The organism is Candidatus Villigracilis proximus, from assembly GCF_016717045.1.
GTDB classification, from domain to species: Bacteria; Chloroflexota; Anaerolineae; order Anaerolineales; family Villigracilaceae; genus Villigracilis; species Villigracilis proximus.
Genome location: NZ_JADJUO010000010.1, coordinates 112,628 through 139,040, shown reverse-complemented (window position 1 = coordinate 139,040; position 26,413 = coordinate 112,628). Strand labels below are relative to the sequence as shown.

General features: G+C 50.0%; 31 protein-coding genes. 24 read left to right on the top strand and 7 right to left on the bottom strand.

Features of this window, described 5'->3' with window-relative positions; translation table 11 throughout:
- Nucleotides 1-20: 20 nt before the first annotated feature.
- The 6 genes from icd to IPL71_RS12605 all read left to right on the top strand — a co-directional run bounded on the left by icd (nt 21) and on the right by IPL71_RS12605 (nt 5,668).
- A complete protein-coding gene (icd, locus tag IPL71_RS12630) occupies nt 21-1,421 on the top strand; it encodes an NADP-dependent isocitrate dehydrogenase (RefSeq protein WP_345322089.1) in 1,401 nt (466 codons plus the stop codon).
- A gap of 184 nt (nt 1,422-1,605) precedes the next feature.
- The gene (locus tag IPL71_RS12625) at nt 1,606-1,953 is read left to right on the top strand and encodes a DUF1304 domain-containing protein (protein WP_345322087.1); all 348 of its coding nucleotides are present in this window, start codon (nt 1,606-1,608) and stop codon (nt 1,951-1,953) included.
- A gap of 184 nt (nt 1,954-2,137) precedes the next feature.
- Entirely contained in the window at nt 2,138-3,850 is a 1,713-nt protein-coding gene (locus IPL71_RS12620; protein WP_345322086.1) for a succinate dehydrogenase/fumarate reductase flavoprotein subunit, read from the top strand.
- Between the two features lie 84 nt (nt 3,851-3,934).
- Complete coding sequence (gene sdhC, locus IPL71_RS12615) at nt 3,935-4,372, top strand: succinate dehydrogenase, cytochrome b556 subunit (protein WP_345322085.1); 438 nt, start codon at nt 3,935-3,937, stop codon at nt 4,370-4,372.
- A gap of 86 nt (nt 4,373-4,458) precedes the next feature.
- Complete coding sequence (locus tag IPL71_RS12610; protein ID WP_345322084.1) at nt 4,459-4,827, top strand: succinate dehydrogenase/fumarate reductase transmembrane subunit; 369 nt, start codon at nt 4,459-4,461, stop codon at nt 4,825-4,827.
- Between the two features lie 4 nt (nt 4,828-4,831).
- Entirely contained in the window at nt 4,832-5,668 is an 837-nt protein-coding gene (locus IPL71_RS12605; RefSeq protein WP_345322083.1) for a succinate dehydrogenase/fumarate reductase iron-sulfur subunit, read from the top strand.
- 69 nt (nt 5,669-5,737) lie between these two features.
- On the opposite strand, the gene IPL71_RS12600 is transcribed toward IPL71_RS12605, so the two are convergent.
- Both IPL71_RS12600 and IPL71_RS12595 read right to left on the bottom strand, forming a co-directional pair.
- Nucleotides 5,738-6,220 (bottom strand): SRPBCC family protein, encoded by a 483-nt coding sequence (locus tag IPL71_RS12600; protein WP_345322082.1) that lies wholly within the window; start codon nt 6,218-6,220, stop codon nt 5,738-5,740.
- Nucleotides 6,221-6,223: 3 nt separating this feature from the next.
- Nucleotides 6,224-6,562, bottom strand: a complete 339-nt coding sequence (locus IPL71_RS12595) for an ArsR/SmtB family transcription factor (protein ID WP_345322080.1) — start codon at nt 6,560-6,562, stop codon at nt 6,224-6,226.
- A gap of 252 nt (nt 6,563-6,814) precedes the next feature.
- Between IPL71_RS12595 and IPL71_RS12590 the strand changes: the two genes are divergently transcribed.
- From IPL71_RS12590 to IPL71_RS12555, 8 genes are all read left to right on the top strand, one after another.
- Complete coding sequence (locus IPL71_RS12590; RefSeq protein WP_345322079.1) at nt 6,815-7,201, top strand: succinate dehydrogenase/fumarate reductase transmembrane subunit; 387 nt, start codon at nt 6,815-6,817, stop codon at nt 7,199-7,201.
- On the top strand, nt 7,201-7,635 hold the full coding sequence (locus IPL71_RS12585) for a hypothetical protein (RefSeq protein WP_345322077.1): 435 nt from the start codon (nt 7,201-7,203) through the stop codon (nt 7,633-7,635). The genes IPL71_RS12590 and IPL71_RS12585 overlap by 1 nt, the downstream gene beginning before the upstream one ends.
- Nucleotides 7,636-7,709: 74 nt before the next feature.
- Nucleotides 7,710-9,503, top strand: coding sequence for an FAD-dependent oxidoreductase (locus tag IPL71_RS12580; protein ID WP_345322075.1), 1,794 nt, complete (start codon nt 7,710-7,712; stop codon nt 9,501-9,503).
- An 11-nt stretch (nt 9,504-9,514) separates the two neighbouring features.
- Entirely contained in the window at nt 9,515-10,222 is a 708-nt protein-coding gene (locus IPL71_RS12575) for a succinate dehydrogenase iron-sulfur subunit (protein WP_345322073.1), read from the top strand.
- A gap of 1,192 nt (nt 10,223-11,414) precedes the next feature.
- Nucleotides 11,415-12,251: a PhzF family protein gene (locus IPL71_RS12570; RefSeq protein WP_345322071.1), complete on the top strand. Its 837-nt coding sequence runs from the start codon at nt 11,415-11,417 to the stop codon at nt 12,249-12,251.
- Nucleotides 12,252-12,268: 17 nt separating this feature from the next.
- Entirely contained in the window at nt 12,269-12,622 is a 354-nt protein-coding gene (locus IPL71_RS12565) for a TfoX/Sxy family protein (RefSeq protein ID WP_345322069.1), read from the top strand.
- On the top strand, nt 12,600-13,067 hold the full coding sequence (locus tag IPL71_RS12560; protein WP_345322067.1) for a YybH family protein: 468 nt from the start codon (nt 12,600-12,602) through the stop codon (nt 13,065-13,067). Before IPL71_RS12565 ends, IPL71_RS12560 begins: the two co-directional genes overlap by 23 nt.
- Before the next feature lie 218 nt (nt 13,068-13,285).
- Nucleotides 13,286-13,435, top strand: a complete 150-nt coding sequence (locus IPL71_RS12555; RefSeq protein ID WP_345322065.1) for a hypothetical protein — start codon at nt 13,286-13,288, stop codon at nt 13,433-13,435.
- A gap of 217 nt (nt 13,436-13,652) precedes the next feature.
- Here the strand turns inward: IPL71_RS12555 and IPL71_RS12550 are convergent, their stop codons facing one another.
- The 4 genes from IPL71_RS12550 to IPL71_RS12535 form a co-directional block, all read right to left on the bottom strand.
- Nucleotides 13,653-14,261, bottom strand: a complete 609-nt coding sequence (locus tag IPL71_RS12550; protein ID WP_345322063.1) for a hypothetical protein — start codon at nt 14,259-14,261, stop codon at nt 13,653-13,655.
- 229 nt (nt 14,262-14,490) lie between these two features.
- Nucleotides 14,491-14,823: a DMT family transporter gene (locus IPL71_RS12545; protein WP_345322061.1), complete on the bottom strand. Its 333-nt coding sequence runs from the start codon at nt 14,821-14,823 to the stop codon at nt 14,491-14,493.
- 185 nt (nt 14,824-15,008) lie between these two features.
- On the bottom strand, nt 15,009-15,254 hold the full coding sequence (locus tag IPL71_RS12540) for a hypothetical protein (protein ID WP_345322060.1): 246 nt from the start codon (nt 15,252-15,254) through the stop codon (nt 15,009-15,011).
- A gap of 273 nt (nt 15,255-15,527) precedes the next feature.
- A complete protein-coding gene (locus IPL71_RS12535; protein WP_345322058.1) occupies nt 15,528-17,510 on the bottom strand; it encodes an ABC transporter ATP-binding protein in 1,983 nt (660 codons plus the stop codon).
- 475 nt (nt 17,511-17,985) lie between these two features.
- On the opposite strand from IPL71_RS12535, the gene IPL71_RS12530 reads away from it, so the two are divergent.
- Nucleotides 17,986-18,336 carry a hypothetical protein gene (locus IPL71_RS12530; RefSeq protein ID WP_345322056.1) on the top strand — a complete coding sequence of 117 codons (351 nt, stop codon included), beginning with the start codon at nt 17,986-17,988 and terminating at the stop codon, nt 18,334-18,336.
- A gap of 238 nt (nt 18,337-18,574) precedes the next feature.
- Here IPL71_RS12530 and IPL71_RS12525 read toward each other — a convergent pair whose 3' ends face one another.
- Entirely contained in the window at nt 18,575-22,291 is a 3,717-nt protein-coding gene (locus IPL71_RS12525; protein WP_345322055.1) for a tetratricopeptide repeat protein, read from the bottom strand.
- Between the two features lie 79 nt (nt 22,292-22,370).
- Between IPL71_RS12525 and IPL71_RS12520 the strand changes: the two genes are divergently transcribed.
- The 9 genes from IPL71_RS12520 to IPL71_RS12480 all read left to right on the top strand — a co-directional run bounded on the left by IPL71_RS12520 (nt 22,371) and on the right by IPL71_RS12480 (nt 26,411).
- A complete protein-coding gene (locus tag IPL71_RS12520) occupies nt 22,371-22,703 on the top strand; it encodes a hypothetical protein (protein WP_345322052.1) in 333 nt (110 codons plus the stop codon).
- Nucleotides 22,628-22,984, top strand: coding sequence for a cupin domain-containing protein (locus IPL71_RS12515; protein ID WP_345322050.1), 357 nt, complete (start codon nt 22,628-22,630; stop codon nt 22,982-22,984). Before IPL71_RS12520 ends, IPL71_RS12515 begins: the two co-directional genes overlap by 76 nt.
- A complete protein-coding gene (locus IPL71_RS12510; RefSeq protein WP_345322049.1) occupies nt 22,975-23,466 on the top strand; it encodes a tetratricopeptide repeat protein in 492 nt (163 codons plus the stop codon). Before IPL71_RS12515 ends, IPL71_RS12510 begins: the two co-directional genes overlap by 10 nt.
- Before the next feature lie 212 nt (nt 23,467-23,678).
- On the top strand, nt 23,679-24,320 hold the full coding sequence (locus tag IPL71_RS12505; protein ID WP_345322047.1) for an MOSC domain-containing protein: 642 nt from the start codon (nt 23,679-23,681) through the stop codon (nt 24,318-24,320).
- A 118-nt stretch (nt 24,321-24,438) separates the two neighbouring features.
- On the top strand, nt 24,439-25,008 hold the full coding sequence (locus IPL71_RS12500; RefSeq protein ID WP_345322045.1) for a DUF5655 domain-containing protein: 570 nt from the start codon (nt 24,439-24,441) through the stop codon (nt 25,006-25,008).
- Nucleotides 25,009-25,012: 4 nt separating this feature from the next.
- Nucleotides 25,013-25,486: a DinB family protein gene (locus IPL71_RS12495; protein ID WP_345322043.1), complete on the top strand. Its 474-nt coding sequence runs from the start codon at nt 25,013-25,015 to the stop codon at nt 25,484-25,486.
- A gap of 3 nt (nt 25,487-25,489) precedes the next feature.
- Nucleotides 25,490-25,873 (top strand): hypothetical protein, encoded by a 384-nt coding sequence (locus tag IPL71_RS12490; RefSeq protein ID WP_345322041.1) that lies wholly within the window; start codon nt 25,490-25,492, stop codon nt 25,871-25,873.
- Entirely contained in the window at nt 25,851-26,075 is a 225-nt protein-coding gene (locus IPL71_RS12485) for a YdeI/OmpD-associated family protein (protein ID WP_345322039.1), read from the top strand. The genes IPL71_RS12490 and IPL71_RS12485 overlap by 23 nt, the downstream gene beginning before the upstream one ends.
- Before the next feature lie 42 nt (nt 26,076-26,117).
- Entirely contained in the window at nt 26,118-26,411 is a 294-nt protein-coding gene (locus IPL71_RS12480; RefSeq protein WP_345322038.1) for a BrnT family toxin, read from the top strand.
- The last annotated feature ends 2 nt before the right edge of the window (nt 26,412-26,413 follow it).

Below are 26,413 nucleotides of genomic sequence, written 5' to 3'. Positions count from 1 at the left end.
AAAAAAGAGAGAGGGACAGCATGGCATATACAAATGTTACAGTACCCGTAGATGGGGCGAAGATTACGATCAAAGATGGCAAACTGAACGTTCCCAATAACCCGATCATTCCCTATGTGGAAGGCGACGGTACAGGACGTGATATATGGCGCGCTTCGGTGCGTGTGTTTGACGCGGCGATCGAGAAGGCGTATGGCGGCACACGCAAAATTCATTGGATGGAAGTGTACGCGGGCGAGAAGCCTTTTAAAATGTTCCAGAGCTGGCTGCCTGATGAAACCGTGGAAGCCTTCAAGGAATTTTTGGTGGGCATCAAAGGTCCGCTCACCACACCGATCGGCGGCGGCATTCGTTCCTTAAATGTTGCGCTGCGCAAATTGCTCGACTTGTATGTTTGTCTGCGCCCGGTGCGTTGGTATCAGGGTGTGCCTTCACCCGTGAAACATCCCGAACATGTGGATATGGTCATCTTCCGCGAGAACACTGAAGATATTTATACCGGTATTGAGTTTGCCTACGGAACGGAAGATAACAAGAAATTCATGCAAATTTTCAAGGAAGCCTTTCCGAAGGAATATGCCAAGATGCGTTTCCCTGAAACTGCGGGCATTGGCATTAAGCCTGTTTCTGTGGAAGGGACTGAACGCCTCGTGCGCGCGGCCATTCAATGGTCGCTGCTGAACAAACGCAAGAGCGTGAACTTTGTGCATAAAGGCAACATCATGAAATTCACCGAAGGTGCATTCAAAGATTGGGGTTATGCGCTTGCCAAACGTGAATTCCGCAATGACGTTGTTACCGAACGCGAAACATGGATCCTCGGCAATAAAGAATCCAAACCCGGCTTGACCGTGGAAGAAAATGCCAAGGCCATTGATCCCGGCTTCGATATGATGAGTCCCGCCCAACAGGGTGATATCAAAGGTGAAGTGGAAGAAGCTTTGAAATTATGGGATACCCACGGCGACGGTAAATGGAAGAAGATGCTTTTGATCAAAGATTCGATTGCAGATGTAAGTTTGCAATTCACCCTGATTCGTCCGAAGGATTACGATGTGATCGCCACCTTGAATCTTAATGGCGATTATCTCTCAGATGCTTTGGCTGCGCAGGTCGGTGGAATTGGCATGGCCCCGGGCGCGAACATTAACTATGTAACTGGTCACGCCATTTTCGAAGCGACTCATGGTACCGCACCGAAATATGCCGACCTTGATAAAGTTAATCCCGGCTCGGTCATTCTTTCGGGAGAGATGATGCTGCGTTATATGGGTTGGGGCGAAGCTGCTGATCTGATCGTGAAAGGCATGGAAGGCGCAGTCGCGGCCAAGACAGTCACTTATGATTTCGCCCGTTTGATGGACGGCGCGAAAGAGATCAAATGCTCCGAGTTTGGTGACGCGATCATCAGTCACATGTAAGCTGGACTTTGCTCTTAGTTTGAATTAAAAAGTTGGGACCAATTTGGTCCCAACTTTTATTTTTTGTGAAGTATCATCGTGAAATTGTCCTTCGGCTACGCCGCGCGCACTTTGTGCGGCGTAGCTCACACTGTCCCGACGTTTTTCGGGAGGACGTGAATCTTTATTTATAAGGAGCAAAAAAATGAATATCGTTGTAAATGTTATTACAGGTATCGTGGCGCTTTTACATGCTTACTTTCTCATCCTTGAAATGTTTCTGTGGGAGAAACCTGCCGGACGCAAATCCTTCCGCACTACTGCGGAGTTCGCGGCACAGTCCAAAACACTGGCGGCCAATCAGGGACTGTATAACGGATTCCTCTCGGCTGGTTTGGTTTGGGGAATTTTCGCCGGTGACGCGGTGAAAATATTCTTTTTAAGTTGTGTGATTATTGCCGGTATTTTCGGCGCGTTCACAGTGGGGAAAAAGATATTTTATATTCAAGCATTGCCGGCTTTGATCGGGCTTGTGATTCTATTGGTGGCGTAAATTCGTGTTTTAGATGGCTGTCAAAAAATCGGGACATTGTGTCCCGATTTTTTGATTCTTCGGCTGTTGCGTGACTACGTTCCGTGCAAACCATGACAATCATCACTAACTTAAAAGGCGATAAAGACTACAATAAATCTCAAATTGATGGATTCACCTTATTCTGCAAGGAGAATAACGGCCAATGGAAGTTTATAACCACGATCTGATCATTTTGGGTACCGGCCTGGCAGGTTTACGCGCAGCGCTTGAGGCCTCACAACAAAGCAAAGGGGAATTAGACATCGCTTTGGTTTCCAAGTTACAACTAATGCGTGCGCATTCCGTGGCGGCAGAGGGCGGCACAGCCGCTGTCATGCGTCAGGATATGGGCGATAGTTTTGAACTCCACGCCTGGGATACGGTCAAAGGCTCCGACTTTTTGGCTGACCAGAATGTAGTGGATTTCTTTGTGCATGATTCGCCCAAGGAAATTTTGCATCTCGACCACTGGGGCATTCCCTGGTCGCGGACAGAAGACGGGCACATCGCACAGCGACCGTTTGGCGGGCACACCTATCCCCGGGCTGTTTTCGCCTCTGATAAAACCGGCTTCCTCGAGATGCAAACTTTGTACGACACCTTGATGAAGCACACAAAGAAGATCAATCGCTATGACGAAGGTTTCGTTACTTCGATCATTATTGAGAACGGAAGATTTGCCGGCCTGACCATGATCGATATGATCAACGGCCGTTATGTTTTGATCCGCGGTAAGGCCTTGATCATTGCCACAGGCGGCGCGGGTCAGATCTTTGGTTTCACCACCTATTCAGAAACAGTCACCGGTGATGGCCTTTCGATGGCGTATCGCGCAGGGCTGGCACTCAAGGATATGGAATTCATCCAATTCCATCCAACGGGATTAATTCCCAGCGGAATTTTAATGACCGAAGCCTGCCGCGGTGAAGGCGGGTATTTGCTCAATAACAAGGGCGAACGCTTCATGGGGAATTATGCTCCGAGCAAATTGGAACTCGCGCCGCGTGACATGGTCTCCCGCTCAGAGATGACCGAGATCGAAGCAGGCCGCGGCTTCCCCGGACCGAATGGCCTGGATTATCTCCATTTGGATCTGCGCCACCTTGGCAGAGAAAAGATCCTTGAGCGGCTTCCACTCATTCGTGAAGTGACCATTAAACACATTGGTCTCGACCCGATCGAAAAACCGATCCCGATCCGCGCTGTGGCGCATTACACCATGGGCGGCGTACATACAGACATTAAGGGACATACTCCGATTGAAAATATTTGGGCGGCGGGCGAAGTTGCCTGTGTATCTTTGCATGGCGCAAACCGACTCGGCGCAAACTCCACGGCTGAATGTCTCGTTTGGGGACGTGTGGCTGGTGAAGAGGCTGCCAAGTATGCTGCAAATGCTACAGCGGCAGAGTCGCCGGTTAAGGCCGCTCAGGCCGAATGGTCCAGAATTGAAGCGTTGATCAAATCCATGGGTACCGAAGACCATTATCAGATCCGCGCTGAATTGCGTCATACGCTGGATGTCAACATGGGCGTCTTCCGCACCGGCGAACAAATGCAGGCCGGGCTGACCAAGATCCGCGAGTTGAAGGAAAGATATAAGCACATTTCTCTGAAAGATAAGAGTCTGCGTTACAACACAGATATGGAACGCGCAATTGAAACAGGCTTTATGCTTGATGTGGCTGAAGTTGCGACTCTTGGCGCTTTGACCCGCACAGAGTCACGCGGCGGACATGCGCGCCGTGATTATCAGGTGCGTGACGATGAAAATTGGTTGAAGCACACGATGGCAACCTTTACACCTGAAGGACCAGAACTCGATTATTCCCCCGTTGATATTTCCATGTGGAAGCCTGTGGAGAGGAAGTATTAGAACGACCATAGATCGTGAACGACCGACCCTTGTCTTCGCGGTCTACGGTCCATAGTCGGCGGTCGTAACACGAAAGGAAGAACTATGAATCAAAAACCAACAGCTTACAACAATCGCCTTGGCATCAAAGGCTGGGTCTATGCCGGGAAATATACGTTCGAGCGATATTTATATTTGGCGCATCGTCTGACGGGTCTGGGCTTGATCGCGTATATGGTTCTGCACATTGTTGAAACTGCCAATCGTATGCGCGGTGTGGAAGCCTGGGAAGGGTTGATGGCGCTCTTCGCATCATGGCCTTTCAAGATCATTGAATATCTGCTTTTTGCTGCGGCTGTTTTCCACGCATTGAATGGCGTACGCCTGTTGATGACAGAGTTGGGATTCTTTCTTGGCAAACCCAAGGAACCGGTTTACCCCTATTCATCTGCCATCAAACGACACCGCCCGTTGACTTATATCATTATGACGCTGGCCGGGTTGATCATCATCCTCGGCGGTTCGAGTCTGTTCTTCCCGTAATTTAGGTAATTAGATATTAGGTAATTAGGAGTTAGGAGTTCCCTAAGACCTACTCCCTAATCACCTGTTTCCTATAAGGAGTTCTTATGCGCGAAACACGTTTATGGTCATGGCATTTGTTGGTGATTCCGATCATCATTGTATTGCTGGGCGCACACTTTGCAGTTATGCACTATGCGCCTGTCTTTTATGGTGTGAGTGTGGAAGAGGCGCGAAACTTTGAAACAATGATCGAGCGCGGACGCAGCGTGGCTCAACTTGTCCTTTACATTTTATTGCTTGCGGCGGGTTTGTATCACGGTTTGTATGGACTGCGCGGCATTATCCGCGAGCTGCCGCTTACACCTGCACTCGGCAAGATCGTGGATATTTCGGTTATTGGATTTGGCCTGTTCATCTTTGCACTCGGCACCTACGTCACCTGGTGGACGTTTAGTTTTAAGATCGGAGGATAACTTTATGACCGACAAGACAACAACCCCGAGAGAGATCACCTTCTGTGTCCGCCGTTTTAACCCTGATGTGGATTCTGCTCCGCATTGGAGCGAATACCGTTTGAATGTTCACGATGGAATGACCGTACTTGAAGCGCTGCATCAGCTCAAAGCAGAACAGGAACCGACTCTGTCGTGGCGATCCTCCTGCCGCATGGGAGTCTGCGGTTCGTGTGGTATGTTCATCAATGATCTTCCGCAATTGGCCTGCCAGACTCAGGTTTTGCATTTGGGAACGGATGTGGTTTCGATCGCGCCGCTTCCAAATTACGACAATGTCAAAGACCTTGTGCCTGATCTCGCGCCGTTGATCGAAAAACACGCGGCGATTAAACCTTATATTATTTATCTCGATCAAATTGAAATTGACGAACCAACTGGCGAGTTTTTACAGACTCCTGATCAGCGTGAAGAATTTAGTCAATTTACTCATTGCATCAAATGCGGATTGTGCCTCGCGGCCTGCCCGACCGTTGCGACGGATCCGCTCTTCCTTGGACCTCAGGCGCTGGCTCAGGCCTATCGCTACACTGCCGATAACCGTGACTGTGGCATGAAGGAACGCCTCGAAGCCATCGATATTTTCCACGGACCGTATCAATGTCATCTGGCGGGCGCGTGCTCGCAGGCCTGCCCCAAAGGCGTGGACCCTGCGTTCGCGATCCAATTGCTTAAGCGCTCGCTGGTTTTGGATAGCATTGGATTTGGCAAAAAGAAATCATCGGTTGCGAAGGTCATGCCTTTAGCCGATGTGGTCAAGGCGATCGAAGAATTTGCCCCACCGCCGAGAACGGTGAAATAGATAGCTTGAAATTTAAATAAAAATGAACGCTGTACGGCGTTCATTTTGTTTCTTCTACCAACTATTTTTTTATCGAACTGTTTTAATGTGCTCTACCAACTTGTCGAAGGCTTGATTCCAACCACCGTCTGCACCTGAGCCTGCGGGCATACCAGCGTGAGTCATAGTCATTTTTGTTTGTCCATTTAGGTCTTCCAATAACACGGTAACTTCAGTTGTCTCAGGATATCCATCGGGCATTCCCATGGCAGATGGCGAAATCAGATTGCCATTTTCATCAGCCATGCTTTCTGTGTAGGCAAGATGTGTATTTGGGGAAATTGTTGTGTACTTCCCTGTTGTCCACATTTTCATGCCGCGCATTTCCATACAGATCAGACGTTTGCCGCCAACGCGGAAATCCATTTCGGCAACAGGGATGGTAGCTCCCTTTGGTCCGTACCAATTTTTGAAATGTTCTGGTTGAGTCCATAATTTCCAGATGAGATCTATGCCTGCCTCAAAAATACGTTCAATTACAACTGAATCTTTAGAAACCGCGTTGTCATTCATTGTTTACTTCTCCTTGTTATTGAGTTGGTTGATATAGTTGTCCATGCGATCAAAACTTGCTTCCCAGATGGAGCGATATTGCTCTGTCCACCTGGATATTTCTTCCAAAGGTTTTGCATCAAGGGTACAGGGACGATACTGCGCCTTTTGCCCCTGTGTGATCAATCCTGCATTCTCCAACACTTTGATATGTTTGGAAATGGCAGGCAAACTCATCTTAAATGGCTCTGCGAGTTGGTTAACAGTTGCTTGCCCTTGCGTTAATCGAGCTAAAATTGCGCGCCGCGTTGGGTTTGCGAGTGCGGCAAAAGTCTGGCTTAGTCTATCGTCTTCATACAGCATATATGTCTTCCTTATTTTACTGTTTGGTTAATTATCTTGTTGGTATAATAAGGTGGTTTGCTCTGTTTGTCAAGTAAATTAAAAGTGAACTCCCCGGCTGATTTTGAGAGTTCGCTTTTCGTCTATAAATTTATTTCTTTGTATTATCAAATCATACAAAAAATAAAAAACTGGCGATTCAACTGCTACAAGGGTAAAATAGTGCCTTGTGCTTGAAGTTACAATAAAAAATATTTCACCGAGGAGATTTCAATGGGCTTGAAAAGGGACGTAAGCCTGATGACGGCTCTGCGATACAAAGGACAAGGTCCGTTTTTGACCTTTATTCTGCATCGCATTGGCGGGATGGGGATGGCTATTTTCATTACAGTACATATTCTCGCTACATTCGTGGAGGGAAGGGGCTGGAAAATTGGCGATATCATTGGTGACATTTATATCAGTCCGTTTTTTCAGATATTCATGATCTTTTGCGTGCTCTTCCACGCCATTAATGGCATGCGCATCACGATCCTGGATCTGTTCCCGAGTTTGATCCTGCATCACCGCAAGGCGATCATGATCGAGTGGATCATCTTTATCGTGCTTTACAGCTTTGCCGTGGTCACCATCATTACCACCGCAATCGGGAGGCTTTGATGGCTCAGTCAAAATCACGAACCCTTCCTCTTTCAAAACGGGGCATGAGTTTTGAAACCTTCATGTGGGCCTTTACCCGTCTGACCGCACTTGGAATGTACTTCTTTATTCTCGTTGGTGTGGTGGGCGCGCTTGTAATGGGTGCGTTAAACCAGATGAGCTTCATCGAAGTTTTACGCTGGGCGCTGGTCACCAACCCCGGCCATGTGCAATATACAAATGTTGCAGACATTGCTCCGTGGGCTTCCATGTTCTGGCGATCGGTTGCCAGTGCAATGTTCCTAACCGCTTCGTCACATGGTGTGCATGGCGTGATCGTTGTTTTGGATGATTACTTTGCCAAAGCCTCAGAACGGCAATGGATTCGTATTCTTAACATGCTCGGCTTCTTCATCGTCGCGCCGATCGGGTTGTATATTATCTGGACTGCATAATCTCTGACCGTGGACGATAGACAATGGACGATATCGTCCACGGTCAATTGTCCATTGTTGAAAAGGAATAATTCATGGCAAAAGTTCATCAATTTGATGTGGTGGTTGTCGGCGGCGGCGGCGCCGGACTCATGGCCGGTCTGTACGCATCCAAAACGGCGAAGACCGCGGTGATCAGCAAGATGTATCCCACACGCTCGCACACGGGTGCGGCGCAGGGCGGTATCTCTGCCGCGTTGGGCAATTACGAAGAAGACAAACCTGAATGGCACATGTATGACACTGTCAAAGGGTCTGATTATTTGGGCGATCAGGATGCGATCGAGTTCATGACGAATGAAGCGATCAACGCGGTGCTGGAACTGGAACATATGGGACTTCCATTTGACCGCACACCCGAAGGCCGCATCTCACAGCGACCGTTTGGCGGGCACACCAACAATGAAACTGGCAAGCCTGTTAGAAGAGCCGCGCACGCCGCGGACCGCACCGGTCACATGATCCTGCAAACTTTGTATCAGCAGTGCTTGAAGAACAAGGTTAATTTCTTTGATGAATATCAAGTGCTTGATTTCATCATGGTCAATGGCAAGGCTGCGGGTGTTGTTGCTGTGGAGTTGTCCACGGGCGAGCTGCACACCATTCACGCGAAGGCTGTTATCTTCGCCACCGGCGGATATGGCCGTATCTTTGAAGTCACATCCAATGCGTATGCATACACGGGTGATGGCCCGGCGATTCTTTTGCGTCATGGCATTCCGCTTGAGGATATGGAATTCTTCCAATTCCATCCCACGGGCATTTATAAACTTGGGATTCTCATCACCGAAGGCGCGCGCGGTGAAGGCGCGGTGCTGATCAACGACAAGGGCGAACGCTTTATGCCCAAGTACGCGCCGACCGTGAAAGACCTCGCTTCACGCGATGTGGTTTCCCGCGCGATCTATACTGAAATCAAAGAAGGCCGCGGCATTGGCGGTAAGAATTTTGTCTATTTGGATATTCGTCCTGAGACGGTTAATAAATTTGCCGCAGAAGATGGACGCACCAATCCAGACGGCTCTCCCTTGCTGATCACTGGTGACACGGTTCTGACGAAGATCCCTGACATTGTGGATTTCTGTCGTGTCTATCTCGGCGTTGACCCTGTGACGCAGATGATGCCGATCCAGCCGACTGCGCATTATGCAATGGGCGGTATCCCCACTAACAAATACGGCGAAGTTGTCATTGACGATAAAGGCACCGCTTTCCCCGGTCTGTTCGCGGCGGGTGAATGTGCATGTGTGTCTGTGCATGGCGCGAATCGTCTCGGCACAAATTCATTGCTCGACCTGGTGGTCTTCGGCAAGCATGCAGGACTCAAAGCTGCGGAATACGCGAAGACTGCTGGATTTGAGAAACTGCCAGAGAACGCTGAATCAGCTGCCCGGTCCGAATTTGATGCGCTGCGAAACGGGTCAGGAAAAGAAAACGTGTTCGACTTGTCCAACGAGATGAAAAAGGTCATGTTCGCAGATGTCGGCATTTATCGAAATGAAAAAGATATGCAGAACGCTTTGGAAAAGGTACGTGAGTTAAAGAAGCGCTTCAAAGATGTGACAGTGAGCGACACCGGTAAAGTTTTCAATACTGAATTATTAAATGCATGGGAATTCGGTAACCTGCTTGATATTGCGGAAGTGGTGGCGTTGAGCGCGTTGAATCGTAAAGAGAGTCGCGGTGGACATTCACGCGAAGATTTCCCCGACCGTGATGATAAGAACTGGCTCAAGCATACGTTAGTGTGGAACAAGAATGGTAAGTTGGAAATTGACTACAAGCCTGTGGTCATTACCAAACATCAACCCAAGGCGCGAGTTTATTAATAGAGGCGAACATGGAAATTACAATCAAAATCTTCCGTTACGATCCTGAGAAAGATACGCGCGGCCATTACGAAACTTATGTGGTGGAAGGCGATGAAAATGATCGCGTGTTGGATGTGCTTGAATTGGTAAAAGGCAAAACCGATGGTTCGCTGGCGTTCCGCCGTTCTTGCGCACATGGCGTCTGCGGTTCGGATGCGATGCGTATCAATGGCCGTAATCATCTGGCTTGCAAAACTTTGGTGCGCGATGTGGGCGCGAACATCACCGTTGAACCTGTGCTTGGTTTGAAGGTTCAAAAAGATCTGATCGTGGACATGGATCCGTTCTTCGATAACTATAAGAAGATGCTTCCGTATTTGATCAATGAAAGTCCGCTGCCAGCCGATGGGCGCGAACGCTTGCAAAGCCCTGAAGATCGCGCGCGCTTCGATGAATCAACCAAGTGCATTTTGTGCGCGGCTTGTACCACGTCCTGCCCGTCGTATTGGGCGAATGGTGAGTATTATGGCCCGGCTGCAATTGTCACAGCTCATCGTTTTATTTTCGATAGCCGTGACGAAGGCGCTTCCGAACGCCTGCACATTTTGAGCGAGACGGATGGTACGGTGCGATGTCACACAGCCTACAACTGCACCGAGGCTTGTCCGCGTGATATTAAGATCACCAAGGCCATTGGCGAAGTGAAACTTGCAATGGTGACGGGAAGTTTAAAGTAATCTCTAAACATAAAAAGCAGAATGCAGGCCGTATCCGTGAGGATGCGGCCTGTTGATTTTAGAAGGAAATTGCCTATAAGGGCGCGCCCCCGCCGGGGGACCGCGGGCGGGGGGGGGGCCGGGGGGGGGGGGGCGGGGGACCCGGGGGGGGGGGCGGGGGGGGCGCCCCCCCGCCCCGGGGGAAGGGGGCCCGGGCCCCGCCGCCGGACCGGGGGGGGGGGCCGCGCGGCGGGGGGGCCCCCCGGGCGGCCCGCCGCCGGGGGGGCCGGGAAGGGGGGGGGGGCCGGGGGGGCGGGCGGGCGGGCGGGCCCCCGGGGGGGCCGGGCGGGCGGGGCGAGGGGGGGGCGGGACCCGGGGGGGCGCGGAACGGGGGGGGGGGGGGGGGGCCGCCGGGGCCCCCCGCCCGGGGGGGGGCCCCGGGGCCCCGGGGGCCCGGGGGCGCGGGGCCCGGGGGCGGGCGGGGGGGGGGGGCGGCCGCCGGGGGGCCGGCCCGGGCCCCGGGGGGGGGGGGGGGCGGCGCCCCCCGGCCGCCGCGGGGGGGGGGGGGGCCCCGGCGGGGCCCGGGGGGGGGGGGGGGGGCGCCCCCCCCCCGGGGGGGGGGGGGGGGGGGGGGGGGGGCCCGGGGGGCGGCGCCGGCCCCGGGGGAACCCCGGGCCGGGGGGGGGCCGGCCCCGCGGCGCGCCCCCCCCCCCCCCCGGGGGCCCCGCCCCCCCCCCCGGGGGGGGGGGCCCCGGGCCGGCGGGCCCCCGGGGGGGGGCGGGGCGGGCCGGGGGGGGGGGGGGGCGGGCCGGCCCCGGGCCCCCCCGGGGGGCGGGGGGGGGGGGGGGGGGGGGGGGGGGGGGCCCCCCGGGCCGGGCGCCCGGGGGCGGGGGCGGGGGGGGGGGGGGGGGGGCCGGGGGGGGGGGGGGGGGGGCGGGGGGGGGGGCTCCGGGGCGGGGGGGGGGGGGGGGGCGGGGGGCCCGGGCCCCCCCCGGCGGGGGGGGGGGGGGGGGCCCCCGGGGGGGGGGGGGCCGGGGGGGGCGCCCCGGGGGGCCGGGGCGGCCCGGGGGGGCCGGCCCCGCCCCCGGGGGGGGGGGCGGGGGCGGCGGCCCCGGGGGGGCCCGGCCCCGGCCGGGGCGGGGGGGGGGGGGCGGCCCGGCGTTTCCCTGGGATCATTGATTTTTATCAGGTTGATCGTTCCTGGAGACTTATTATGGATATATTAAAAATAGCTGCATTCTCATATCAAGGAAAAGGCGGAAACCCTGCGGGTGTAGTGTTTAGTGACACGATGCCGTCAGCGGAGGAAATGTTAAAAATTGCTGCGGAAGTTGGATATTCTGAAACAGCATTTTTGGTGAAACAGGCCGAAGGTTGGCGCGTCCGTTATTTTGCGCCGGAGAGGGAAGTCCCATTTTGCGGTCACGCCACCATTGCCAGTGGCGCAGCTTTGGGGGAACACTTCGGTGCGGGAACTTACACGCTCTATTTGAATCAGGGCGAGATCAGTGTCAGCGCTGAAAAATCTGCGGATGGAAATTTCACAGCAACACTTCAATCCCCTGAGACGTGGTCTGTTGATGCGCCAGGGGAATATGTGGATAAAGTTCTCGCGGCTTTCCATTTGGAAAGAGGCAGCCTCAATCCTGATTTTCCCGTTCGTTTTGCCTTCGCCGGGGCGAAGCATCTGATTCTGACAGTGAAGGATCACAAAACACTTTCAGAGATGAGCTATCCATTTGAAGTTGTGAAGTCATTGATGGCCAAGGCAGATATAGTGACGATCAATATTCTATGGTGTGAATCTCAAACATTATTTCATTCACGCAATGCATTTGCCTCCGGCGGAGTCTACGAAGACCCGGCAACAGGTGCCGCTGCCGCGGCGCTCGCGGGATATTTGCGTGATATTAATTGGCAGGGCGCCAAGTCTTTTACGATCTTGCAGGGAGAAGATATGGGCATGCCTTCCCGGTTGTTGGTGCAATATAGTTCAAAAACGGGTGAGCGTGTAGCGGTAAGCGGTGAAGCACGCTATATTTCTACTTGATAATGATGGGAGAAAAAATGTCATCAAACCAAAATACTGTGATTTTTGTTGTCGACCAAATGTCTGGCGCGGGGGAGGTCGTGTATAAAAAGATGTTTGGTGAATATGGAATCTATTGCGGCGGAAAAATGGTCGCATCGGTTTGCGATGATAAGCTCTTCGTCAAGCCGACAGTTCGCGGCAGGGCTTTCATTGTGGATGTTGTGGAAGAGCCGCCTTATCGCGGCGCGAAACCCAATTTTTTGATCTCGGGTGAGAAATTGGAAGACCATGAATGGTTGAGTGAATTGATCAGGATCACCGCCGAGGAACTTCCAACTCCAGTGAAAACAAAAAAGGCTGCGGGAAATGTCAAAAACAGGAAGCAATGAGATGACGGAAGGTGAATCTTCATTCGCGATCCGCTCCAGACGCGAATCTTTTAACAAGGCCATTGCAAATCATGATGCCAAATCGATCGGGGCTTTTCTTGCTCCAGCGTATCATATTGTCACAGGGCGCAGCGACCAGTTTCACGGGGCGGAGGAAGAACCGCGGCGCTGGGCTGAGGTCTTTGAAAACGATGCGTCTGTGGTCTATCTCCGCAAGCCGCGCGAGATTCGAGTCAACGAGTCGTGGGGACTGGCTGAAGAACTTGGAGACTGGACAGGCAGGTACAGCGCAGAGAATGGAATGGTCAATGCGGCGGGTGTATATTCTGCCAAATGGCAGCGCGCACAAAATGGTGATTGGCTGATCCAGGCCGAGGTGTTCACCACGCTCCACTGTGACGGCCCCGCTGGCGGCTGCGTCGAACCCGACCCGATTGTGCGGTGATGATTTTTTGGGAATATTTGGAACGTGAATTCTGCAAAATTTCAAGGCTTTATTCGCCAATTTGAATCATTCGCGTTAAAAAGTGTTCATTTTGAGAAAGTTCGGGTGGTGCAGGGGTCTGCGATTTATCCGTCTATATGGGTGCTATAATGATAAACATACTTTCGTGAACTTTCCCCCCATTGATTAGGAAATTATATTTCCAGAAGGATAAACCAATGCCAGCAGTGAACTATCAATACGAAAAGCGCAAAAAAGAATTGGAAAAGAAAAAGAAAAAGGCTGAAAAAGATCGTCAAAAAGAGATCAAGAAAAACAGCAACAAGCCCAAAGAGACTCCGCCCCCTCCAGTGGCTCCCGAAAAATAAAGTTTTATTAAAGACCTCCGAATTTTATATTCGGAGGTCTTTGTATTCATCCTAAACATGCGTTAAGTGGCGGGTAATAATAAAAGAATGCACCCCTGCACAGCAAAAGAAGAAACAACAGGGATGCATGCCCATTCCCAATTTGAAAAATAAATTGTTCTTTAATTTTTCGCGCCTGAATTCGGAGATCAGCAGATCAAAAAAATTCCACATGCGATTATCTTGATGGGCTGCCGGTCAATTCAACGGCATCGATTTCATTCCAGCTCACATCCAGCATACTTTGGTCAATATACACACGTACTTTTTGAACAACGATCTTTTCCGTCAGGTCAACCGGCAGGGTTAATAAATAGGGGCAGCCATCAACGAGTTTGGGAGCGCCGATCCAAATGGGATAACTCACGCCTTCCGTTGTGATCACATCCACCTCAACCACTTGCGAAGGATTGAAACTCTGGTAAATCGTGATCTCCGTGGGCACAACCGGAATTGCATAAGTCAGTTCGATCCACTCTTCAACTGAAGTACTCGATTCAGATGCCCAGGCCATACTGTTATCTCCACATTCATTTACATTGGGCGCGCCTGTTGCCTGTTTTGCGCTCCATGATTCCGGTCCATATTCGGAACTGGCGACTGCTGGGTCGGCCCATTGACGAAGGACACGCGCATCAGACTCCGCCGGCGGCTGATCTGTCACCTCAAAGATTGGCTGCGCTGTTGGTTCTTTGCCCCCGCCCGCGCCGGTGATAAAGTTACAGGAAAGCGAAACAGCCATCAAGGCGATCAGCATTGTGCGTGAGGACATCAGCAGTTTAATCATATCGGCTCCTGAATGATTTGATGGGAAAGATTTACATTAGGCCTTATCCGAAATAACATACAAGCTCATCAGTGCGGTGAGGTTTATCCCGAGTGCTTTCGCTGTCAGCTGGCAACCTTCGGGTGTTTTTCCTAATTACAAATAAAGTCTATTATGTATAGTAGCACGAACCCATTATGAAAAACAAGCGCCCGATAAAAACTGTCCTTTGCGGCAGTGGTCATTCTGCTTACTGAGTTGTGACTTTTGAAAATAAATTGATTACCAGAATTCCGCCGATGATGAGCGCAATGCCAATGATGCGTGCCCAGTCCATTTGTTCGTGCCAGAGAACCGCGCCAACGATCACCGTTAACACAATGCCAATGCCTGACCAAAGCGCGTATGCAGTGCCCAACGGAATAATTTTTAAACTAAGCGCAAGTAAATAGAACGACAGTCCGTATCCAACGACAACGATCAAGCTGGGCGTCAGTTTTGTGAATCCCTCCGAAAATTTCAGGGCAGTGGTAGCTGTCACTTCACTGAGGACGGCGAAGAAGAAGATCAGTGCGGTTTTCATGGTTTTATCCTTTTGAATTTGATGATTCGATTTCAAGGATTTTACTTTATGGTTTGAGATCTCCGCTTGTGTCTTCCCCGGATAGATACGAAGTTTAAAGCTTTATTAAAACCTGATAGATCCCGCCAGAATCGTACCGAATAAAATTTATAGGACTTAACCCGCTTTTGTATTTTTATTAAATTTTACTTTTCGACAGGGCTGGGAGTAAACAACCCGGCCATAAAGCCAACCACAGTGGTGAACACTGTCAGAATAAGTTGTCCGCTGGTTCCGCCTGCGGCGGGAGGTAAAAACATGGACACAATTAAACCAAGAGCCGCAAAGACCATCACGGCAGCGAAAGAACTAATCACAATAATCCAGATCGAGTTGGTAATTTTCGATGTTGGTTCAGGGAATCGTTTGGGTTCTGGTGCAGCCTCGTTCATGATATTCTCCTTTTGAAAACTATTTTTCTGGAACGACAAATAAAGTATACAGAGTCCAGCGTGCCTTTTCAAGTTCCATTGTTTTTGGATTTAGAGCATGAAAGGCGGGGGAAATATGGAAAAGAAAAAATTCAGTGTCTGACTTACGGTAGGATTACACTTAAGTGTGGTCCGCCAATCCATGCAAATTAGCGTAGATTGGCGGATGGTTTTGCGCTTATTGAAAGTCTTCACGTTTAAGTGCGATGCTGCCTGACTTACAGTCTCTTTGTTTTAAACCTTTTCTCCTCGAAACTGCGTTTCATATAGCTGGCTATATAATCCGCCTGTCGCAAGCAGCTCATCATGTGTACCTTGTTCGACGATCCTTCCGCGATCCATGACCAGAATTAGATCGGCGGCGAGGATGGTGCTTAGACGATGCGCAATGACGATTGAAGTACGGCCCGCCATGACTCGTTTTAGCGCATCTTGAATTAGCGCTTCTGATTCGCTGTCGAGTGAACTGGTGGCTTCATCTAAAACCAAAATTCTCGGGTTCTTTAGGATCACACGCGCCAGCGCTACGCGTTGTTTTTCGCCGCCGCTTAAGCGATAGCCGCGTTCGCCGACGGTGGTATCGTATCCATCAGGCAGGCCCATCACAAACTCGTGGATGTTGGCTGCGCGCGCAGCAGATTCGATCTCGGCTTGGGTGGCATCCATTTTTGCGTAGGTTAAATTGGTGCGGATCGTATCGTGGAAGAGATGTGTTTCCTGTGTCACCATGCCGATCGAGGCGGCCAGCGAATCGAGAGTCACATCGCGCAGATCGTGACCGTCAATGCGGATGATTCCGCTGGTGGGATCATACAAACGCGGGATGAGATACGTCAGCGTGGTTTTGCCGGCGCCGGAAGGGCCGACGAGTGCGATTAACTGTCCGGGGGCGGCTTTAAAGGAGATTCCTTCCAAAGCGACTTCACGTGCCTGGGATGTTTGAGCAGCCTCGGGTGAGTCAGATGCGGGTCTTTCATCCTGATGATTGACCATGGACGATTGACCATTCTTTCCCTTTGGCATGGTCTGCGGTCCATCGTCTGTGGTCTTCTTTCCACCTGACATGACCGCTGTGACATTTGCCATGCTGCCATAGCGTTTGACTTCGCTGAGCATGATGTTTTCGTTGATCGAATATTTGAAGCTGATATTTTCAAAGGCGAGTTCACCTTTGACATCTTTGAGAATAAGCGCGTCTTTTTTTTCTTCGATGTCATGCGGCAGATCAATGATCTCGAAGACGCGTTCAAAGGAAACCATGCTGGTGCTGAATTCAACGGGTGCGCCGGCCAGGCCTTGCAGTGCGCCGTATAATGTGCCGAGATATGAACCGAATGCGACGATGGTGCCGATGGTGAATTTGTCTTCGATGACGAGCCAGCCGCCATACCCATAGACGAGCGCTGTGCCGACTGTGCTGACCAGACCGATCATGACAAAAAATGAGGAGCCGATCACTGCGCGTTGAATGCCCATGTCGCGTACACCTGCCGCCCGTTGACGGAAGCGTTCTCCTTCGTCGTTACTGCGCCCGAATAATTTGACGAGCAATGCACCGCCGATGTTGAGTGTTTCATTCATGTGCGCGTTCATCTGTGCGTTGAGATCCATGGCTTCACGGGCAATGACTCGCAAACGTTCTCCGAGTCTGCGGGCGATCAAAATGAATAAGGGCAGAACGAGTACGCTGCCAAGGGTTAATCTCCATTCAAGCGAAAGCATGACGATCAGGATTGCCGCAGCTTCGATCAGGTTGGTGGCGATTCCGACAATGGTGTTGCTGATTGCATTCTGCGCGCCAACGACATCGTTGTTGAGCCGGCTCATCAATTCGCCAACTTTGGTGTTGGTGAAGAAGCGCAGACTCATGCGCTGCAGGCGGACAAAGAGCGCCACGCGCAGATCGTAGATCACACCTTCGCCGACGGTCACATTTAGTTTGCGTTGAATTACGCTGATGCCGCCGTTCAATAATGGCACAAGCAATAAAGCCAGCGCGAACATCACCAGTTTGTTGACATCCTTGTTGGGTAGAATCGTGTCGATCAGTTGACGAAAGATCAACGGTGTGAACACGCTCAGCGCTGAACTGGCGAGGATGGTTAATAACATGCCAGCAATATGCCACCAGTATGGTTTTGCGTATGTGAGCACGCGCAATAAAAGTTCTCTTGTGACCTTGGGCTTTTCGTCGCCCTGACGCATTGATGTGAACATGGCTCTGTGCATGGGGTGGTCCTTTTGTTGGATGGTTTTTAGTCTAGTAGTTATAAGGCTGTCAGGGTGATTCGGTCAACTGGAGGAATGGGGAGGTTGTGGGAGTCTATTTCAAGTTCGTTAATAAATTAACTTGAAATAGAACCTTGAAGGATATCCTTTGTACCTGTTAATGTATTGCAAAGAAAACCTGATGGATATTGTCTACAATCTCTACGGAGCAGGTTAGGTTATGCCTGTATTCCAACTGCTGTCTCTTTTTTATATTCATCTTGCCGGCTGGCATACGATAATTTATGTTTCAACCCTTAAATCCATAATCGAACGACTGTATTTTTAAATCTGAAATGCCGGTCAGGTTATCCGAATCTGGCCGCAGACTATATAATGGACTTTAAGCGAAATCCAAATTTTGGATTTCCGCCTTTCAAGAGATAGTTTTTTCAGTGTATTCCCATCAAGAGGAGATAGAGCCATGCAAAAGAAGACCGTTGTAAAAGACAAGGTGAAACAGGACAAAGGTAATCGAAAAAAATATAAGATCGAGAAGGATAATAAATCTGAATCAGATTTGACAATCGAAATTGTCGATGATGGTGATTATGAAATTGAAAAACTAAGCATTGATGGACTGCCGACCCACATGGCGGACGGAATCCGATCCGCTGGATCAATATTTTTTTTATTAAGAAAAATGGTCAATACATCAACCAGAGATATTTCGTTACATTGCCCCCGGTTGGCAAGTCACGTATTATTATCTTTGATGGAAAAGGCGATCCCTATTATTACACGGGTGAAGTCAAGAACAACACCATCGAGTTGACTGATGGCGACCCCGCGATGGGTGCATGGCCCTAATCTTTGTTTATTAATTATATAGGTCTCGCCGCCATGGGACATTTTCTACATACATGCGGCGCGCTTCTTCAGATCTTAGTTTTGAGACCTGCGTATTAAGTAATTGTTTCGCGTTTTGCAAAACGACATTACTGCGCAGGTCTTTTGTTTTATCCAAAACCTGAAAGACCGCCAGATAAATACGTAAAGGTTCTTCCGCCCCTTCAAACTGCGGATTTATCTGCATATATTGCAAGAACCTGTTCCGCTTCTTTTTGAGCAAGAACTTCATCGCCAATTTTCAAATAGGCATTGATCAGTCCTGCGTGTGATTCGGCAATTAAAACGGGGGTATTTATTTCGAGTCTGATCTCAATACTCTTTAAAAACATTTGCACTGCATCATCGTATTTGGCATTTAATATACAGGCATAGCCCAAGTAAAAATATGCCCAGCTGTCTCCAAGACGGTCACCGGTTTTTGTTGAAAACTCAAGCGCTTTTTGCGCCCACTTGAGCGCATCCTGTGCAAGTCCCTGCCCGCCAGCCGCCGCGCTCAAGTTAATATAGGTGTACATTTCCATTGAACGATTACCGATCTCGCGCGAAATGATCAATGTCTGCTCGTGATAGGCTGTTGAAGCGGAATAGTCACCCAGCAAGCCGGTGAGCCAGCCCAGGTTTGTTAGCGCGAGGCCCTTGCCGCTTACATATCCCAATTCCTGAAAAATAAAATAAGCCTGCTCGAAGTAATCCCGGGCGGTGGAAAAATCTCCCTGAGATAGACCTACTGTATTTGCGAGATTATTCAAAGCCTTTGCTTCAAGATATCTGTCTTTTACCTCACGCGCAATCGCAAGCGCCTGTTCATGGTATTGCATGGCAATGGTTGGATTTTCTGTTTCCAATGAGACCAACCCAAGCGAGGTTAACGTACTGCCTTCGCCCCTGCGGGTTTTCGTCTTCACAGCAAAGGCGAGGGCATCTTTTGCGTATTGCAGGGCATCAGAGCCTTTGCCTGTTCGTAAAAATGCATTGGGCAAAACCAGATAAATGGCAAGAAGAAGATCGTCATCGTGGGCCGCTTCTGCGAAATCTTTTGCGCGAAGCGCGTAGGTCAGCACATTTTGAAAGTCTCCCACAGCGGAAAAACAATATGCGCGACGTACCAGCGCGCGCGCCAAAAGACCGTCATCTTTTAACAGGGCAGCCAACTCTTCGAGAATGTCGAGGTTTCCCAATTGTTCAGTGGGGTTGCTGATATTGTAATAACATTCCACTCGTAAAAGCATCAGGTCAAATTTTGTACGCAGATCATCAGATGACACAAGAGCCAAAGCGCGCGAAAAATAATCAATGGCCTGTTGATTTTGATAGACATTCAACGAAAGTTTCCCAGCCAGACTCAGGTAGTGAAGCGCCTTCTCTTTTATCTCTGCTTTTTCAGCGTGATATGCCAGTTCGCCATAATGCGGTTCAAGATCGTCGCGATAGATAGTCTCCATGGCTGCGACAGCCAGCCCGTGCAATCCACGTTGACGTGCCAGCAGCTGCATTGAGTAGGCGGCATCACGCAGCAAGGCATGCCGGAAAATATATTCGATCTCGGTCAGAGGCGCCCAGATGTTCGCATTCTCTGCCTGCGCAATATGATGGGAAATTTTTTCGTCGGCGTGCAGCATTTCACCTAAAATACGCACTTCAAATTCGCGTCCAAGTACCGATGCGGTCTGGACGGTCTCTTTCACCTGTTGTGCCAGCCGGTCGAGACGTGCAACGAGCACTGCTCGCACGTCGGTCGGCAGTGACACTTCAACCTGCTCATTTGCAAAATATTTTCCTTCCACGTCCAAAGCCAGTGCGTTTTGTTCGGAAAGATAACGCAGGATCTGTTCAGCAAAAAATGGATTTCCATCGGCGCGTTTATCCAACAGGGTCAGCAGGGAATCTGAAACAGGGTTGCCCACAATGTCTTCAGCCAGACGGGCCATATTTGCCGAGGAGAGTTTCTCCAGTTGAATGCCATTCATCGCGACTTCATCTAGTGTCCAGGCTGAATTACTTTCGGGGCGTTGGGTGGCAATGATGGCGATGGGATATTGTTTATCCGGCTCAGAAAGCAGCGTTCTTACAAAATAAGAAAGGAAAGCGCCCGTATCTTTATCGAGCCAGTGAGTATCTTCCACAAAGAGTACTAGCGGTTTTTGCAGACTCTCCGCCCGCAGCAGAACACTCAAGGCGATCAAGGTATTATCGTAACGGCCTTTCGCATCCAAACTTTCATATAACGAATCGGGCACGCTGATATTGATCAACGCCGCGAGTACGGAACTGGTTCGCAGCAATTCTGCTGCAAGTTCTGCATCAGGCGTAGCTTTGGCCAATTCCTGAATATTGCACGAGAACGTGACCCAATTCAATTCATCAGATTGGTTTTCGAGTAACTCAAAGCGCTTCTTGAGCCAATCTGTAAATGGATTAAATGGCAGTCTTAAAATCTCATCTGCCTGACACACCATCCACTGTGCGGAGAGCTCATTAAAATACTCAGAGTATTGGAAGGAATGCACCAACCGGCTTTTACCAATGCCAGCCTCTCCCTTTAGAACCATTACGCCTGCGAACTGTCCCTGTTTGAGCGGATCAGAAAAAGATGCCAGAGATTCAAGCTCTCTACCGCGCCCGACCAATTCTCCCTGATAGACAGTTTCGATGACATTTTTGCGCCCGATCAATGCAAAAGCTTTTTGTTCATGTTTAAACCCTTTGAAGTGATATTCGCCAAGGGGTTTAAAATTAAAATGTTTTTCAGCGCGGCGGGCTGCTTCTTCATCCATCCAGAACTCGCCTTCGCCGGCGCGCTCCATCATGCGTGCGGCGAGGTTTACGCCCCAGCCGTAGGCGGTGTAATCTTCACGTTGACTTGAACCCACAAATCCGGCATAGGCCATGTGATAGGAAATCCCCACACGCAATGTGATTCGGGTTCGAGTGGATAACTCAAGGATAAAATTTAATGCGCGCTCCACATCGTTCTCATAGGCGGTCGGCGCGCCCCAAAACATTAACAGATTAAATCCCTTGTCCCCCAGATCGGGGCGTAAAAAGAATCCGCCGTATTGTTCCTGTAAAAGATATACCGTTTCCATGAACGGCGCGATCAAGGCCGCATCTGAAATACTGGCGGGAATATCAATGAAGAGATTCACCACCTGGCGAAACTCTCCGGCCATCGGCAGGTGGGCAATTGAATTAGCGAGGAAAATGCCGGTTAGGTCATCCGCAGGTTTCGGCGGAGGAAGAAGATGCGCTGTTGGTAAATCCGCACGAATCTCACGGATCAGAAAACAGTCATCCACAGGAGTCGCGTGTACGGCATCCTTCAACAGTTCGTATGAAATCGGGTCGGCCACAATATCCCCGGCGTGCGCAGACTCTTCCCCCGATACCGCGCCATTCAAACTTTCGCCGCGAAACCAATAACTCGCGCGTTTGCCATTAATGGATTTAAAGATCTGCCATGTTGTTTTGCCAAACCCGATGCCCACTTTAATGCGGATGGGAAATTCGCCATACGGAGTGGACACCAACGAATGGGATTTCGTGTGCGCCTGCATGGCCGCCGCAGCAGACAAACAACGCATCATTGCCTGACCTGCATCCTGTTCGGCGGGAAAAACAGCATTGAACGCATCCCCGGCATATCCGATCACAAATCCGCTCTGCGCGAAGACCGCATTGACCAATGGCTCAAAAACGACGCGCATCATATCTGCCAGAATTTCTGCGCCGTGCGCGCCCTGTCTCGAAAGAACATCTGCCATCGTGGAGAAACCGGAAAGATCCACGAACATGGAGGCGCCCAGAAAAATTCCGTTGCTTTCTCCGGCGCGGTATTTTTCGTAAATAAATTCTGGCACAAGCTGATGTGACTGCGTCATAATTCTTTGATTTTACCGCTTGTTATATAAGCGAATATAATTACTTTGCTCACTTTACCCAGACCTGAAGGATTTGAGAATGAACGATCAGATGGATAAGCGCGGAAAACTTTTAGAAGAACCTTTTGCGTATAAAACAACAAAAGACGGCAAGGTCTTTATCTACTGGCACGGAAAACAGATCATGCTTCTCAACGGAAAAACAGCGGACAAATTCACTGCGTCCATTGAGAAAGCTGATGCACAGCAGGCGCAGTTGTTAATGGCGCGAGTCACGGGTCACTTTAAACATGGAAATGAAACTGTAAAACAATTTTGTCAAAAAGGAGCGTTTCGATGCAAGTCATTAATGTTGCTCAAAAATTCAGCCTGTTCAACGAACATTGGAGTCCGCGTATCGTGGGCGAGTTGAATGACTCGCATGTTAAACTGGCGAAATTACACGGGGAATTTGTCTGGCATCAACACGAGAACGAAGATGAAATGTTCCTGATCGTAAAAGGCAAACTGCTGATCAAATTACGAGACCGTGATCTATGGTTGAATGAAGGCGAATTTGTCATTATTCCCAAAGGCGTGGAGCATTGTCCGGTGGCGGAAGAGGAAGTTCATGTCATGCTGCTGGAACCAAAGTCCACGCTGAATACGGGAGATCAACAAAACGAAAGAACAGTGGAGGCTCAATGGATCTAATTAACACACTCGTCGAGGCAAATAAATTACGCGCAAAGGATCGGCACGAAGATGCGCGCGAACTGCTGGTGAAGCTCGCAGCGGAATATCCGACCAATCCGGTGGTTCAGTATCGAACGGCCTGTGTCTATGATTTTCTGGGACGTGAGCGCGATGCTATTCCGCACTATCACGCGGCGATCGAAAATGATCTGCCGGAAAACGAATTGCCTCAGGCCTATCTGGGGCTGGGCAGCACCTACCGCACCCTGGGACAATACGCCGAATCAAAAAAGATCCTGACCGAAGGGTTAGATCGCTTTCCCGATGCAGTTGAAATGAAAGTATTTCTGGCGATGACTCTTTACAATCTCGGTGAAAATCATGAAGCCGTCAGTTCATTGCTCAAAGTTCTTATGGATGCAACCTCCGACGAAGGCGTTATCAGCTATGAACGCGCCATCCGCTTTTACGCGGACGATCTGAATAAAAAATGGGATTAAGTTTTTTATAAATAGCCCAAGTTATCACCATGTCAGGAAGTCCAAAACCATCGCCACGGATTTTGCTAATTTACACGGATTTTTTTCTTGAATTCGCGAAAATCCGTGTAACACCGCACTGGCGCTCGGTGCAAGTGTTCGTGGCAAAAATGGGTCTAATAAGATGAAACAATTTCAAGGTAGCAACTTGAATTACATCAGGAAAGTTAACCATGCAATTAACCAGCATCAACATCGGGCAAAAACAAACCCTGCAAAGCGGCGATAAATCAGAAATCACCGGAATCTTCAAGCAGCCTATATCGGGACCGATTCAGATCACGACTCTCGGCATTGCAGAAGATTTTATCGGCAGTCCCAAACATCACGGCGGACCAGATCAGGCAGTCTATGTCTACGGCGCAAAAGATTATGAATGGTGGGCCATCGAATTGGGACGTGAGGTTGATGCAGGCACGTTTGGCGAGAACCTGACCATCTCAGAATTGGAAAGTGCAAAATTCAACATTGGAGATTTTCTGCATGTTGGCGAAGTTACATTGCAGGTCACCGCGCCGCGCATTCCCTGCGGAACTTTCGCAAGGCGCATGGAAGACCCGAAGTTTGTAAAACATTTTCGCGCAGCGGAACGTCCCGGCTTGTATTGCCGCGTCATCAAAGAGGGAACAGTCAACACCGGTGATGAAGTCCGCGTGGAGACATATACTGGCGAAACTATTTCAGTGACCCAAATGTATCGTGACTATTACGAAAAGAACAAAAGCGAAGAAACACTCCGCAGAAACCTAGCCGCGCCGATCGCAGTCCGCGCGCGGGTTGATCTGGAAGAAGAGTTGAGCAAGTTGTTAAAGTAGTGATATCGGATCGCGGACTTTAGTCCGCGATTCCAAAAATGCAGTTGAATAAATAGAAAAAATGTTCTATAATCGAAACATCGGCTTTCCCCAACTTTACTAATAAGGAGATCATCTGATGAGCAGCCTCGATCAAGCAGTCCAAACCCAAATCGATAATATCCAAAAGAAAACAGGCAAGACCCTCGCCGAGCTTTCCACCATCGCAAAGAAAAGCGGGCTTGCCAAACACGGCGAACTGCGTGACATGTTCAAGGAAAAACTTGGGCTGGGTCATGGCGATGCAAACGCGCTGGTTCATGCCATTTTTGCATCCGATGGCACACGCGCGGCTGACGGCAAAAGTGGTGATGCGGTTTTAGATGAAATCTATTCAGGCGCGAAGGCGGGCTTCCGCGTCATTCACGAAAAGTTGATGAATGAAATTAATACCTTTGGCGAATTCGAGATCGTGCCCAAAAAGGGATATGTCAGTTTGCGGCGCAAAAAACAATTTGCAATGATCGGCCCAAAAACCAACACCCGTTTTGAAGTGGGCATCAACGCAAAGGACTTAAAGAAAAATGCCCGCCTGCTGGAACAGCCCAAAGGAAGCATGTGCAATTACATCGTTAATGTCAGCGATACGCAGGAAGTTAATTCCGAGTTGATCGGCTGGATCAAATCCGCATTTGAAGGAGCAGAATAATTACATGGGAAAAAATATCAAGCAGGAAGAATTTAAGAATACATTATCGGCCTTGATGGAAGAGACCTTTGAAAAGCCGCGCGGTATTTATCTGGATAAGAACACGTCTCTTTTTCAAACGCTCGAAACTGTTTCTGCTCAAGAAGCATCGATCCCCGTTGGAGGAAAGTGCGCATCGCTCGCCGCGCAGGTTGCACATGTCACTTTTTACATGAGCGTGCTTGAGCGCTTCGTGATGCATCACGACACCAGCCCCGCCGACTGGGGCGAGGTCTGGCGCACCGTGGAAAAGGTCACGCCTGAAGAATGGGATGCGCTGAAAGTCAGTTTGAATGAAATGTATAACCGCATGAGCAAAATGTTCCAGGATAACGAAGTATGGAACGAAGACACCATGGGCGGCGCGCTGGGGATCGTGGTGCATACCGCCTATCATCTCGGCGAAATTCGTCAGGCCTTGTGTGTGTTGAAACAATAAAATATGAAGTGGATCATTGTTATTCTGATCATTCTGAATGCCAGTTGGATGTTGGCCGACGGAAGCCGCGCCCTCGTACTCGGTGACTATGTCACGCCGGCCGGCGGTGAGTACGCGGGTCAACTCGGACCGTGGGCCGGGTTCGTAAAAACAATCGGCATTGAGCCCCGTTCAACATTGATGAAAACCGTCTTCGTGGTCTATGGCCTGTCTGCGTTGACCGCTGCCACAGGCTTTGGCTTGGACCAGCCCTGGGGACGCAATTTGTTGATCGTTATGTCAATTTTAGGATTATGGTATCTGCCGGTTGGCACTGCCGCAAACATGACTGCTTTAATTCTGTTATTTCTGACAGGAGGAAAACATGCCCGCACATCCACGCTATGAAATGCCCGATTTTTTCCGTGATGCACTCACTACACATGGAGTGATGGATGCCTACAACGCACGCCCTGCCTACCAACAAAATGATTACATCGGCTGGATCACCCGAGCCAAACTGGAAGCCACAAAACAGAAACGCTTAAATCAAATGTTGGATGAACTAAAGAAAGGCGGCGTGTACATGAAGATGAAATGGAACAGGTAGGATATAGGCGTTCCTACAACGGGCTATGCTATACTTAAATACATGAAGTTTCAATGGGATCCAAACAAAGCTGTTATCAATCTTCGAAAGCATAACGTCAGTTTTGAAGAAGCAGTGACCGTGTTCAAAGATCCACTTGCTCTTATTTTTGATGATGATGCTCACTCAGAGAACGAGCATCGTGAGATCATTATTGGAATATCCACGCTTAGCAGATTACTGCTTGTCTGTTTTGTGGAACGACATGAAGATACAATTCGTCTCATCACCGCAAGACCCGCCACTTATCAAGAGAAAAAAGATTATGAAAAAAACTCCCGTTTCCAAGCCCCGTAAGC

What these genes read in the sequence shown, in the direction of transcription:
- icd (WP_345322089.1), top strand. Translation starts at nt 21, where the DNA reads ATGGCATATACAAATGTTACAGTACCCGTAGATGGGGCGAAGATTACG.
- IPL71_RS12625 (WP_345322087.1), top strand. Translation starts at nt 1,606, where the DNA reads ATGAATATCGTTGTAAATGTTATTACAGGTATCGTGGCGCTTTTACAT.
- IPL71_RS12620 (WP_345322086.1), top strand. Translation starts at nt 2,138, where the DNA reads ATGGAAGTTTATAACCACGATCTGATCATTTTGGGTACCGGCCTGGCA.
- sdhC (WP_345322085.1), top strand. Translation starts at nt 3,935, where the DNA reads ATGAATCAAAAACCAACAGCTTACAACAATCGCCTTGGCATCAAAGGC.
- IPL71_RS12610 (WP_345322084.1), top strand. Translation starts at nt 4,459, where the DNA reads ATGCGCGAAACACGTTTATGGTCATGGCATTTGTTGGTGATTCCGATC.
- IPL71_RS12605 (WP_345322083.1), top strand. Translation starts at nt 4,832, where the DNA reads ATGACCGACAAGACAACAACCCCGAGAGAGATCACCTTCTGTGTCCGC.
- IPL71_RS12600 (WP_345322082.1), bottom strand. Translation starts at nt 6,220, where the DNA reads ATGAATGACAACGCGGTTTCTAAAGATTCAGTTGTAATTGAACGTATT.
- IPL71_RS12595 (WP_345322080.1), bottom strand. Translation starts at nt 6,562, where the DNA reads ATGCTGTATGAAGACGATAGACTAAGCCAGACTTTTGCCGCACTCGCA.
- IPL71_RS12590 (WP_345322079.1), top strand. Translation starts at nt 6,815, where the DNA reads ATGGGCTTGAAAAGGGACGTAAGCCTGATGACGGCTCTGCGATACAAA.
- IPL71_RS12585 (WP_345322077.1), top strand. Translation starts at nt 7,201, where the DNA reads ATGGCTCAGTCAAAATCACGAACCCTTCCTCTTTCAAAACGGGGCATG.
- IPL71_RS12580 (WP_345322075.1), top strand. Translation starts at nt 7,710, where the DNA reads ATGGCAAAAGTTCATCAATTTGATGTGGTGGTTGTCGGCGGCGGCGGC.
- IPL71_RS12575 (WP_345322073.1), top strand. Translation starts at nt 9,515, where the DNA reads ATGGAAATTACAATCAAAATCTTCCGTTACGATCCTGAGAAAGATACG.
- IPL71_RS12570 (WP_345322071.1), top strand. Translation starts at nt 11,415, where the DNA reads ATGGATATATTAAAAATAGCTGCATTCTCATATCAAGGAAAAGGCGGA.
- IPL71_RS12565 (WP_345322069.1), top strand. Translation starts at nt 12,269, where the DNA reads ATGTCATCAAACCAAAATACTGTGATTTTTGTTGTCGACCAAATGTCT.
- IPL71_RS12560 (WP_345322067.1), top strand. Translation starts at nt 12,600, where the DNA reads ATGTCAAAAACAGGAAGCAATGAGATGACGGAAGGTGAATCTTCATTC.
- IPL71_RS12555 (WP_345322065.1), top strand. Translation starts at nt 13,286, where the DNA reads ATGCCAGCAGTGAACTATCAATACGAAAAGCGCAAAAAAGAATTGGAA.
- IPL71_RS12550 (WP_345322063.1), bottom strand. Translation starts at nt 14,261, where the DNA reads ATGATTAAACTGCTGATGTCCTCACGCACAATGCTGATCGCCTTGATG.
- IPL71_RS12545 (WP_345322061.1), bottom strand. Translation starts at nt 14,823, where the DNA reads ATGAAAACCGCACTGATCTTCTTCTTCGCCGTCCTCAGTGAAGTGACA.
- IPL71_RS12540 (WP_345322060.1), bottom strand. Translation starts at nt 15,254, where the DNA reads ATGAACGAGGCTGCACCAGAACCCAAACGATTCCCTGAACCAACATCG.
- IPL71_RS12535 (WP_345322058.1), bottom strand. Translation starts at nt 17,510, where the DNA reads ATGTTCACATCAATGCGTCAGGGCGACGAAAAGCCCAAGGTCACAAGA.
- IPL71_RS12530 (WP_345322056.1), top strand. Translation starts at nt 17,986, where the DNA reads ATGCAAAAGAAGACCGTTGTAAAAGACAAGGTGAAACAGGACAAAGGT.
- IPL71_RS12525 (WP_345322055.1), bottom strand. Translation starts at nt 22,291, where the DNA reads ATGACGCAGTCACATCAGCTTGTGCCAGAATTTATTTACGAAAAATAC.
- IPL71_RS12520 (WP_345322052.1), top strand. Translation starts at nt 22,371, where the DNA reads ATGAACGATCAGATGGATAAGCGCGGAAAACTTTTAGAAGAACCTTTT.
- IPL71_RS12515 (WP_345322050.1), top strand. Translation starts at nt 22,628, where the DNA reads ATGCAAGTCATTAATGTTGCTCAAAAATTCAGCCTGTTCAACGAACAT.
- IPL71_RS12510 (WP_345322049.1), top strand. Translation starts at nt 22,975, where the DNA reads ATGGATCTAATTAACACACTCGTCGAGGCAAATAAATTACGCGCAAAG.
- IPL71_RS12505 (WP_345322047.1), top strand. Translation starts at nt 23,679, where the DNA reads ATGCAATTAACCAGCATCAACATCGGGCAAAAACAAACCCTGCAAAGC.
- IPL71_RS12500 (WP_345322045.1), top strand. Translation starts at nt 24,439, where the DNA reads ATGAGCAGCCTCGATCAAGCAGTCCAAACCCAAATCGATAATATCCAA.
- IPL71_RS12495 (WP_345322043.1), top strand. Translation starts at nt 25,013, where the DNA reads ATGGGAAAAAATATCAAGCAGGAAGAATTTAAGAATACATTATCGGCC.
- IPL71_RS12490 (WP_345322041.1), top strand. Translation starts at nt 25,490, where the DNA reads ATGAAGTGGATCATTGTTATTCTGATCATTCTGAATGCCAGTTGGATG.
- IPL71_RS12485 (WP_345322039.1), top strand. Translation starts at nt 25,851, where the DNA reads ATGCCCGCACATCCACGCTATGAAATGCCCGATTTTTTCCGTGATGCA.
- IPL71_RS12480 (WP_345322038.1), top strand. Translation starts at nt 26,118, where the DNA reads ATGAAGTTTCAATGGGATCCAAACAAAGCTGTTATCAATCTTCGAAAG.